This is a genomic window from Desulfurella sp. (assembly GCF_023256235.1).
Lineage (GTDB): Bacteria > Campylobacterota_A > Desulfurellia > Desulfurellales > Desulfurellaceae > Desulfurella.
Genome location: NZ_JAGDWY010000067.1, coordinates 79,821 through 89,837 on the forward strand (window position 1 = coordinate 79,821; position 10,017 = coordinate 89,837).

Below are 10,017 nucleotides of genomic sequence, written 5' to 3' on the forward strand. Positions count from 1 at the left end.
TGTGCATTTGGAGCAAACTCGGATACTTTTCCAGTGATTCTATCGTCAAACCTTGCTCCTATAGAAATAAGTAAATCGCAGTATTGAATGGCCATATTTGCTTTATAGGTACCGTGCATGCCAGCCATGCCCAGGCTCAAAGGATGGTCTGCAGGAAACGCCCCAATACCCATAAGTGTAGTAAAAGCAGGTATTTGCAATCTTTCTGCTAGCTCTAAAACTTCTTTATGCGCATTTGAAGTAATTACGCCACCACCAATATACAAAAGTGGTCTTTCTGCTTGCTCAATTACTTTAGCTACCTTTTTTATCTGTTTTGGGTTACCGTGGTAAGTCGGGTTATAACTTCTCAAATGTATTGCATCCGGATACTCAAATTCACAGCTTGCTGTTTGTACATCTTTTGGTATATCAACCAAAACGGGGCCTGGCCTGCCTGTTCTTGCTATGTAAAAAGCTTTTTTTATGGTATAGGCTAAATCTTTAACATCTTTTACTAAAAAATTATGTTTTGTGCAAGATCTTGTAATGCCTACTATATCAACTTCTTGGAAAGCATCGTTGCCTATTAAATGTGTAGGTACCTGACCTGTAAAAACAACAAGAGGTATAGAGTCCATATATGCTGTTGCAATACCTGTTACAGCATTAGTTGCGCCCGGTCCGCTTGTAACAAGGCTAACGCCAACCTGGCCCGTACTTCTTGCATATCCATCTGCCATGTGAACAGCACCTTGCTCGTGTCTTGTTAGGATGAACTCTATATCTTTTTGCTTATAAATGGCATCATGCAAGTCAATAATTGCACCACCTGGTATGCCAAATAGATGTTTTGCTCCTTCTTTTTTGAGACATTCGATAAAGATTTCTGCGCCTTTTAACTTTCCACTCATATTTCCCCCTTGTATAAATTAAAAATTAATTATACAAAATGTTACAAAATTTGCAAATTATTGTAGAAAATTGCAGATTGCTTTATTAAAATCATCAGGTTTCTCCCACATAGACATGTGGCCAGCATTTTGGATAATAACCATTTGCGAATGTTTAATATTATCTTTTAGATATTGGGCATATTTAATAGGTGTAAGTTTGTCGCAAGAGCCTACAATAACAAGTGTAGGTTTATCTATCTGATTTACTTTTTGCATTATATCAAACTCATTGCAAGCAAGAAAATCATTGTATCGTACGATTTTGTTTGTATTATTAAATTCACTTTCAGCTTCTTCGATCAGTTCTTTTTTTGTATGTTCGCAATAAGCCCAATCTACTGCATAGTTTGTACCTTCCAGGGTTGCTTTTAAAATATCTTGATGAACTTTTAATTTTGCGCCGCTTCCAGCAATGATAATTTTATCTAAAAGGTGTGGGTATTTGAGACTGAATTGCAAAACAGTTGCGCCACCCATAGAATGTCCGCAAAGTGTTACATTTTTTAAGTCTAAGGCTTCAATAAATGACTTTATAAAATCAACATAATCATCAATAGAAGAATAACCATTACCTTGAGACTCACCATGTCCAATTAAATCAAGAGCAATTTTTGTATAATTGGGCAATGTTGCTTTTAGCTGATGCTTCCACGTTAGTTTGGTAGCTCCAGAACCATGTATAAAAATAATATTATTTTGTTCATTTGGATTTTCTAGCTCATATGAAATTTGTGAACCTTTTATAATAACAAATTCCTTTTTCAAGATTTACTCCTTGTTTATTAATATAAAAATATCATAGCATTTTTTGAATTATTTATCAAATAAAAAAATTTCTTTTAAATTAGAGCCAGTTTAATTAGATTTAAATTCAATAAGACTTGACAAAAAATAAAATTAGAATATCTTGTTAGCAGGTAGAAGTGGTGATTGCTAATGAAGACAGAATTGGATGAAAGGTATTTAACGGTCTTGAATATAGTTGTGGAAAATTTTATAAACTATAAGGAAGCAGTGGGTTCCAGAGTATTAATAAAAAGGTATAATTTACCTTTTTCTGCTGCTACGATGAGAAATATTATGTCTGATTTAGAAGAAATGGGATACCTTAAACATTCCTATATATCAAGCGGAAAAATTCCAACTGAACTTGGTTATAAAGTGTATGTACAGCATCTATTGGAAAAGAAAAGGAAAAGTTTGAAACCAAGACTAAAGCAAATTGATAATATAAATTTAAGTACAATTGAAGATTTTGTTTCAGATATATCAAATATTTTATCTAGTTCGTGTGGTTTGATATCAATGGTTAGCTCTCCTAATATATTTAAACTAAAACTAAAAGATATTAGTTTGATAAAAATTGGTTCTAATAAATTACTATGCGCTGTAATAGCTGAGCCATCAGTTGTGGAAACAAAAATAATTGAGGTTACAAAAGATTATTCTGAAAATGAGTTAAATGATATTGCTCAATTTTTAAGCGAAAATTACAAAGGTTGGGAGCTGGAAAAAATTCAGGAAGATTTAGAAAACTCATTGTCTAAAAGTAGACAAGAGTGCGATTTAATATTTAAAAAATTAAAAGAAAAAAGTAAAGATCTGTACTTTTCTGGCGTTCAAAATCTATTAAAAGAAAGAGAATTTTATGAAGATTATGAACAGTTGAATAAAATTCTTGATGTTATAGAAAAAAGAAAACATGTTTCTGAAATAGTTGATTTGATTTTGAAAAATGATGAAAAAATATTAATAGGTAATGATATACCCAATGAGAAACTAAAAAGTCTGAGTCTTGTTGCCCAACCTTACTATCTGGATAATGTAAAGTTGGGTTTTGTAGGTGTACTTGGACCTATGAATTTAAATTATGAAAATGTAATCTACACGCTGGATTTATTGAGCAAAAAAATAGAAAAACTTTTTAAACAAGGGAGGTAGTAATGAATGATAAAAATAATATCACGGAAAATTTACAAGAAAATCAAGAGTTGCAAAATAATATAGAAAGCAACGAAACCGATCTAAATCAAACCCAACAGGAGACAAAAGACGAATTGTCAGAATTAAAAGAACAATTAGAAAAACAAAAAGATGCATATTTAAGGTTATTGGCTGAGTTTGATAATTTCAGAAAACGCACAGAAAAAGAAAAGTTTGAAATTGCTGATGTTATAAAGGGTTCAGTAGTAAGAGATTTTTTGCCAATTTTGGATAGTCTAGAAAAAGCATATGAAGCTTGTGTAAATGATGAATCAATAAGATCTGGTATTGAGCTTGTTATAAAAGCATTTAAACAGCTTTTGGAAAAGTATGAAATAAAGGAAGTAGATACTGAATGCGAGTTTAATCCAAACCTTCATGAAGCTTTAATGATGGTAGAATCAAATACGCCGAATAAAATTGTTCAAGTTTTTGAAAAAGGTTATACTTATAAGGATAAATTGCTTAGACCGGCAAAAGTTTCGGTAGGTAAATTAAATAATAATGATAACAATGCAGATGAAGATAAAAATGAGGAGGTATAATTTATGGGAAGAGTGTTAGGAATAGATCTTGGAACAACAAACTCTTGTATGGCCATTATAGAAGGTGGTAAACCAAAAGTAATTCCAAATGCTGAGGGCTCAAACACAACACCAAGTATAGTGGCATTTACAGATAAAGGCGAAATATTAGTTGGGCAGGCTGCAAAAAGACAGGCAATAACAAATCCTAAGAAAACTATATTTTCGGCAAAAAGATTGATAGGTAGAAGGTATAGTTCAAAAGAAGCTCAAGAAGCAAAAGCTAAACTTCCGTACGAAGTGGTAGAAGGACCAAATGATGACTGCAGAATAAGAATTAACGGCAAAGATTATACACCACAGGAAATTTCTGCTCAGGTTTTAATGAAATTAAAACGAGATGCGGAAAGTTATTTAGGTGAAAAAATAACAGAAGCAGTTATAACTGTACCAGCTTATTTTGATGATTCACAAAGGAAAGCAACTAAAGATGCTGGTACCATTGCGGGGCTTAATGTTTTAAGAATAATAAATGAGCCAACTGCATCATCACTAGCATTTGGACTTGATACAGCAAAAGAAGGTAAAGTGGCAGTTTACGATTTAGGTGGCGGTACATTTGATATATCAATATTAGAAATTGCCGATGGGGTCTTCGAGGTTAAATCGACAAATGGTGATACATATTTAGGTGGCGATGATTTTGATAGGGTGTTGCTGGATTATTTAGCTGATGAATTTAAGAAAGAGCATGGTATTGATTTAAGAAATGACCCAATGGCACTCCAAAGATTAAAAGAAGCTAGCGAAAAGGCTAAAATTGAGCTTTCAAGTTCTCTTGAAACAGAAGTTAATTTGCCTTTTATTACAGCAGATGCTTCAGGACCAAAACACTTAGTAATTAAAATTACAAGGGCTAAATTTGAACAATTAGTCGATCCGCTAATACAACGTACGCTCGAGCCATGCAGGTTAGCCTTAAAAGATGCTAATTTAACGCAAAACGATATAGATTATGTTATCCTTGTCGGTGGTATGACAAGGATGCCTAAAATTCAGCAGGTAGTTAAGGAATTTTTTGGAAAAGAACCAAGAAAAGATGTCAATCCTGATGAAGCTGTTGCAATAGGTGCTGCTATACAGGGCGGTGTATTAAAAGGTGAAGTAAAAGATGTATTATTGCTTGATGTAACACCACTTAGTCTTGGCATAGAAACACTAGGCGGCGTTATGACAAAGATAATACCTAGAAATACCACAATTCCTACCAAGAAAAGCCAGATATTTACAACAGCAGAAGACAATCAGACTGCAGTTACTATTCATGTATTGCAAGGTGAGCGCGAGATGGCATCAGAAAACAAGACGCTTGGAAGATTTGAACTTGTAGGAATACCGCCTGCACCAAGGGGAGTGCCCCAGATAGAGGTTACATTTGATATTGATGCTAATGGAATTCTTAATGTAACTGCAAAAGACAAAGCTACTGGCAAAGAACAGATGATTCGCATTACTGCTTCAAGTGGTTTAACTCAGGAAGAAATCGAAAGAATGGTAAAAGAAGCCGAACTTCATGCAGAAGAAGATAGAAAATACAAAGAATTAGTAGAAGTAAAAAATAAAGCTGATTCTATAGTATATTCTACGCAAAAGAGTTTAAATGATTTTGGCGATAAAATTTCTGAAAGCGAGAAAAAAGAGATTCAGGATGCGATAGAAGCTACAAAGAAAGCTATAGAATCTGGTACTAAAGAAGAAATAGAAGCAAAAATGAATGAGCTTATAAACAAAGCTCACAAATTAGCGGAAGAAGCTTACAAACAAACTTCGTCCAAAGGGGATCAAGCTGGTAACGAGTCAAAAAAAGAAGAAGATGTCGTTGAAGCAGAAGTAGAAAAAGAAGATAATAAGTAACATAAATTACTATAAACCAGGGCAGGCTTTGCCCTGGTTTATAATTTTTTAAGTAGCAGGGAGATTAAAACAAAAATGGCAAAAGATTATTATGCTATTTTGGGTGTAGATAGAAACGCAACTACAGAAGAGATTAAAAAAGCTTACAGAAAGCTTGCACTTAAGTATCACCCAGATAGAAACGAAGGCAATAAAGAAGCTGAAGAAAAATTTAAAGAAATTACAGAAGCTTACGCTATACTATCAGATGAAACAAAAAGGGCAAAATATGATCAGTTTGGTTATGTAAACGAAAATGATTTTGATTTTAATCCATCAAGTTTTGATGATATTTTTGCTTATGTAAATGATATATTTGGAGATCTTTTTGGTAATTTTGGCTCAAGACGCTCAAGGTATTATCGTCAAAAAAGAAAAGGTGAAGATATACAGTATCAGTTAACTGTTTCTTTTAAGGAAGCAATATTTGGGGCTTCAAAAGAAATTGAAATAAATTACCAAAAAGTTTGCGATGAGTGTAGTGGGCTTGGGGCTAAAGCGCAAGACTTTGAAACATGTGATTACTGCAAAGGGACAGGTCAGGTAGAATATGGTAATTTTTTCATATCAGTTAGAAAAACGTGTCCTAAATGTGGTGGTACTGGCAGGATAATAAAGAAAAAGTGCCCAAAATGCAATGGCAAAGGTTTTGTTATTGAAAAAGAAAAAATTACAATTAATATTCCGCGCGGTATAGATAACGGTTATGCTATAAGAATATCATCAAAAGGACATGAAAGTATAGATAGAATTAGAGGTGACTTAATAATATACTTTAAGGTTTTGCCCGATAAAGTTTTTAGAAGAGAGGGTTTAAACATATATCTTGATTTAAATATTACGATTCCCCAAGCAGTTTTAGGCGACACAATAGAAGTAGATACAATTTGGGGCAAAAAAAAGATTTCAATTGAACCTGGTACTCAAAGTGGTTCACAAATTTTACTAAAAGGCGAAGGAGTAGAAATTGAAGGCGCAAAAGGTAACCAGATAATCAATATACATGTAGATATACCAAAAAAATTAACACCAAAGCAAAGACAACTTATGGAAGAGTTTGCAAAAGAAATGGATCAATCAGTTTCTTCTAATCAGGAAAAAAATATATTCAAACCAGAAGTATTGAGAGCCATATACCATTTAGTTTAATATGCATAGATAAAAAATATGCAAGTGGTAGCTGGAAAACAAATAAACTAAAAAAATTCATTATGCTGGGCAAAAAGGTGTTTCCACAAGCCATTGTTATACGGTTTGCAATAGAACCTGCTGCAAAAAATGGATAACTTAAAGCGTAGTATAAAAATGCATTTTTTGCAATTTCAAAGCATGCTTTATCTGAAGTAAAAACTTTTATTATGATACTTGAAAATACAAACAATAAAATATCTAAAAAAATTATAAATGCACTACCAAATAAAATTGATTTTTTTACACCTTCTTCCACAAATGGCCAGTTTTTTGCACCAATATTTTGACCTACAATTACGGCTGCTGCATTTGATATACCAAAAATCATAAATAACAAAATTTGATATATGCGTGTTACAATACTATAACTTGAAATTGCAGTTTGAGATTGAATAGCTATTATTTTAATAATTAATAACATGCTTAAAATCCTTACAATTAAATGAAATGAAGCAAAAATGCTTTTGCTCAAAAGTTGTTTAATAAGAGGTAAGTTAATGTGTAATTCAAATCTTAGTTTTGTTCTTAAAATAACAGATACCTGCAACAAAATGCCAACAAACATTGAAAAAATTGTAGCCAAAGCCGCACCTTTTACGCCCATTTTTAAAACAAATATTAATAAAGGATCAAGTAAAATGTTTATAATTGTAGCAATAAGCATAATAAGAAGGGTTTTGTGGGGTAGCGACATACTTTTTAGTGTTGAGCTATTTAGACCAAACACAAACGATATTGGAAGCCCTAAAATAGAAATACTCAAAAACTCTTTAGCAAAAACCAATGTGGAATCTTTTAATCCAAGAAGACTTAAAATATTATCTAAAAATGGATAAAGCAACATTGATGCAAGAGAAAAGAATATCATAACAATTAAAGCGTTTGAATAAACAGTGTTTGCTCTTTTAAAGTTTTTTGCACCATAACTTTGTGTAAAAAAAATTGATGATGCAATAGAAATACCTATAGTAAAAGCAGATATTAGCATCATTAGTATGCTTGAAGAGACCAGTGCACCTATTGCACTGTAGCTTATCTTCGAAACAAAAAATGTATCGACAAGATTAAAAATGGTTTGAAGGTTGCTTTCTATAATCATCGGTATAGATAGTCCAATCAGACTTTTTATTATAGGATCTTTTGTAGGGTCTATATTAGTCAATTTATTGTGTGTAGTATTTTAACATATCGGCTCTTTTTCTAGCATCCGCAATTCTTCTTTCTATGTTGTTTCTTATCCATGAGCCGTCAAGCCATTCGATCGGGTTTACGTAATAACCATCAATAAGCATACCAAAATGTAAGTGGTCTCCAATGGCAAGTCCTGATGTATCTGTATGAGCAATAATTTGTCCTTTTTGGACATACTCACCTTTGTTGACCAAAAAATCTTCTAAGTGACCATAAAGACTAAATATACCAAGTCCATGATCAATTAAAATGCACTTTCCATATACACCAATATTTCCAGTATACACCACCACACCCGAATTAGCTGCGGGTACTTTAGCGTGTTTTATGCTAGCAAAATCAACTCCTAAATGATATTCATGAGTCAGTGGACTATTATCATAGTAAAATGTTCTATAATCGCCAAAATATGCCATAACAGCAGAGCCAGGCAATTGTAAAAAAGGACCTTTAAATAGTATCTTGTCTGTATGAACAGAATTTGCTATTTGAGCAATTTGTTCGTTATTTTGTTTTTCTAATTTATTTATAACCAAGTCGAAGGCTTGTGCTGGATCCTGTTCATTAAAACTTATATTAGCTTCTTTTAATAATCTGTATACTTTTGTTTCAATAAAATGTGTATCAACCTGAACATCTGTTTTTTTGTTTTTAAAAGATTCGTAATATACTGGTACATGTACATAAATTTTATTTCCTGCATTGTTTTGGGCAACTATAGATGTATCCCAATTTTTTTGCTCACAAAAGGGATAGGTGAAAAATGCTATATAAGTATGTGGATGATTTGTGAATTTTTCTGCATTAAAGCATCTAAATTTAGCAATTTTGTTATTTGCATATTTAACCTGCAAATATACATTTTTTAAACCAATTTTATCATTTGCATAAAACAATACTACAGCCGAACCACCTTCCAATATATTTGCTGCATCATTTAATAATATTACTTTTGGATAATGATTGTAAACAGTAACTTGTTTTTCTATTTTCTTTTTAAATCCAAAAGAAAAATTATTTTGTGAGTAATCTGTCACTTCAATTGCAAATTTTGCTGGACCATCTGGAAGTCTTTGGTTTAACTTAAATTTTAGTGGAAAATTATATGTATTTTTGTTTTCAAATATTTTATCATACAAAGGAATTTTTGTATTCATAGTATATGCATAAATATTTATTTCTTTTAAAGGATATTTTGTATCTTTGATATTTATAGGATTTTTAACAAAAAAAGGCGTATAATGATAAACTGCGTACGCACAAATAAGTAATATCAGGATGAATAAAAGTTTAGACCCAAAGCCTTGCTTTTTTTTCTTTTTTAAATAAAAAGTGTCTTTCATTTTATACTCCTTACTATATCTTTTTGAATTTTTAAATTTTGTGTTGATATACAAATTATTTTATATATGTAAGAGTTATGCATTAGTTTATTTGAAAAATGATTTAAATAAGGTAAACTTCTAAGTATAATAGAGATAAGTGCAATTAAAAAAATAGCTTTAAAAAATCCAAACAAGGCACCAAGGATTCTATCAATGCCTGTTAATTTCATCTTTCTTGATACACTTTGACTTAAAAAACTAATAAGGCTTACCAGCGTATATATGATAATAAACAATACAATAAAACTCAGTAGATTTGCAATTAAATACGACACCTTTAGTGCTTTTTCTATTGGAAATGTTAAAATACCGTGATATATTACAGACAAATACAACCCCAAAATTACAGCTACCAATTTAAAAAATTCCTTTATAAAACCATTAATATAGCCTAATACCAATAAACCTAAAATAAAAATACCAAGAATAGTATCTGCCATTAACCTACCACAACCGTTTTGAAGTTAGAGTAAGTAACCCTACCTTTTTTAAAACCTTTAGGTTTTTTTACAAATTTTACAAATGTATAGTCTACTTCAATTTTATCGTTTGTACCTAAATTTTCTCTTATTTTTTGTGCACATTGTTCTAAAAGAGTTTTGTCTAACTGTTGTAAGCGTTGTGGGTTTTTTATTATTAAATGTGGTCCTGGTATGCTTTTGGGGTGCATCCATATATCATCTTTTGAAGCATTTTTTAGAATTAAATCGTTTCCTTTAGCGTTTTTTCCTATATATACATCAAAACCAAGTACGTTAAAATGCTCGTATGGTATATTATCTAAAGGGACAATTTTTTGCGCATTATTATGAGGCAAGATTGTTTTTATATAATTAGGATCAATGTATCCACTAA

At 31.6% G+C, this 10,017-nt stretch carries 10 protein-coding genes; 4 read left to right on the top strand and 6 right to left on the bottom strand.

Translation table 11 applies throughout. The annotated features are described in order from the left end of the window. The coding region (locus Q0C22_RS07215) for a thiamine pyrophosphate-binding protein (protein WP_291493240.1) at positions 1-893 on the bottom strand (893 nt) is incomplete at its 3' end. Between the two features lie 57 nt (positions 894-950). After that, positions 951-1,700 (bottom strand): alpha/beta hydrolase, encoded by a 750-nt coding sequence (locus Q0C22_RS07220; protein ID WP_291493242.1) that lies wholly within the window; start codon positions 1,698-1,700, stop codon positions 951-953. A gap of 171 nt (positions 1,701-1,871) precedes the next feature. Here Q0C22_RS07220 and hrcA point away from each other — a divergent pair, with 171 nt between their 5' ends. From hrcA to dnaJ, 4 genes are all read left to right on the top strand, one after another. Further along, positions 1,872-2,876, top strand: a complete 1,005-nt coding sequence (gene hrcA / locus Q0C22_RS07225) for a heat-inducible transcriptional repressor HrcA (protein ID WP_291493244.1) — start codon at positions 1,872-1,874, stop codon at positions 2,874-2,876. 2 nt (positions 2,877-2,878) lie between these two features. Then, positions 2,879-3,463: a nucleotide exchange factor GrpE gene (locus Q0C22_RS07230; RefSeq protein ID WP_291493246.1), complete on the top strand. Its 585-nt coding sequence runs from the start codon at positions 2,879-2,881 to the stop codon at positions 3,461-3,463. Positions 3,464-3,466: 3 nt separating this feature from the next. Then, positions 3,467-5,356: a molecular chaperone DnaK gene (gene dnaK, locus Q0C22_RS07235; protein WP_291493248.1), complete on the top strand. Its 1,890-nt coding sequence runs from the start codon at positions 3,467-3,469 to the stop codon at positions 5,354-5,356. Positions 5,357-5,431: 75 nt separating this feature from the next. Then, positions 5,432-6,544 carry a molecular chaperone DnaJ gene (gene dnaJ / locus Q0C22_RS07240; RefSeq protein ID WP_291493249.1) on the top strand — a complete coding sequence of 371 codons (1,113 nt, stop codon included), beginning with the start codon at positions 5,432-5,434 and terminating at the stop codon, positions 6,542-6,544. Here dnaJ and Q0C22_RS07245 read toward each other — a convergent pair. The 4 genes from Q0C22_RS07245 to Q0C22_RS07260 all read right to left on the bottom strand — a co-directional run. Next, positions 6,504-7,748 carry an MATE family efflux transporter gene (locus Q0C22_RS07245; protein WP_291493251.1) on the bottom strand — a complete coding sequence of 415 codons (1,245 nt, stop codon included), beginning with the start codon at positions 7,746-7,748 and terminating at the stop codon, positions 6,504-6,506. The two genes, dnaJ and Q0C22_RS07245, sit on opposite strands and share 41 nt — an antisense overlap. Position 7,749: 1 nt before the next feature. Then, on the bottom strand, positions 7,750-9,120 hold the full coding sequence (locus Q0C22_RS07250; protein WP_291493253.1) for a M23 family metallopeptidase: 1,371 nt from the start codon (positions 9,118-9,120) through the stop codon (positions 7,750-7,752). Next, on the bottom strand, positions 9,117-9,602 hold the full coding sequence (locus Q0C22_RS07255; RefSeq protein ID WP_291493255.1) for a CvpA family protein: 486 nt from the start codon (positions 9,600-9,602) through the stop codon (positions 9,117-9,119). The genes Q0C22_RS07250 and Q0C22_RS07255 overlap by 4 nt, the downstream gene beginning before the upstream one ends. Beyond that, positions 9,602-10,017, bottom strand: a 416-nt coding sequence (locus Q0C22_RS07260; protein ID WP_291493257.1) for an NFACT RNA binding domain-containing protein, incomplete at its 5' end; no start/stop codon positions are given. The genes Q0C22_RS07260 and Q0C22_RS07255, both read right to left, overlap by 1 nt.

Excerpts from the sequence above, each read along its gene's own strand:
- dnaJ (WP_291493249.1), top strand. The coding sequence starts at position 5,432 with ATGGCAAAAGATTATTATGCTATTTTGGGTGTAGATAGAAACGCAACT.
- Q0C22_RS07230 (WP_291493246.1), top strand. The coding sequence starts at position 2,879 with ATGAATGATAAAAATAATATCACGGAAAATTTACAAGAAAATCAAGAG.
- hrcA (WP_291493244.1), top strand. The coding sequence starts at position 1,872 with ATGAAGACAGAATTGGATGAAAGGTATTTAACGGTCTTGAATATAGTT.
- Q0C22_RS07250 (WP_291493253.1), bottom strand. The coding sequence starts at position 9,120 with ATGAAAGACACTTTTTATTTAAAAAAGAAAAAAAAGCAAGGCTTTGGG.
- dnaK (WP_291493248.1), top strand. The coding sequence starts at position 3,467 with ATGGGAAGAGTGTTAGGAATAGATCTTGGAACAACAAACTCTTGTATG.
- Q0C22_RS07255 (WP_291493255.1), bottom strand. The coding sequence starts at position 9,602 with ATGGCAGATACTATTCTTGGTATTTTTATTTTAGGTTTATTGGTATTA.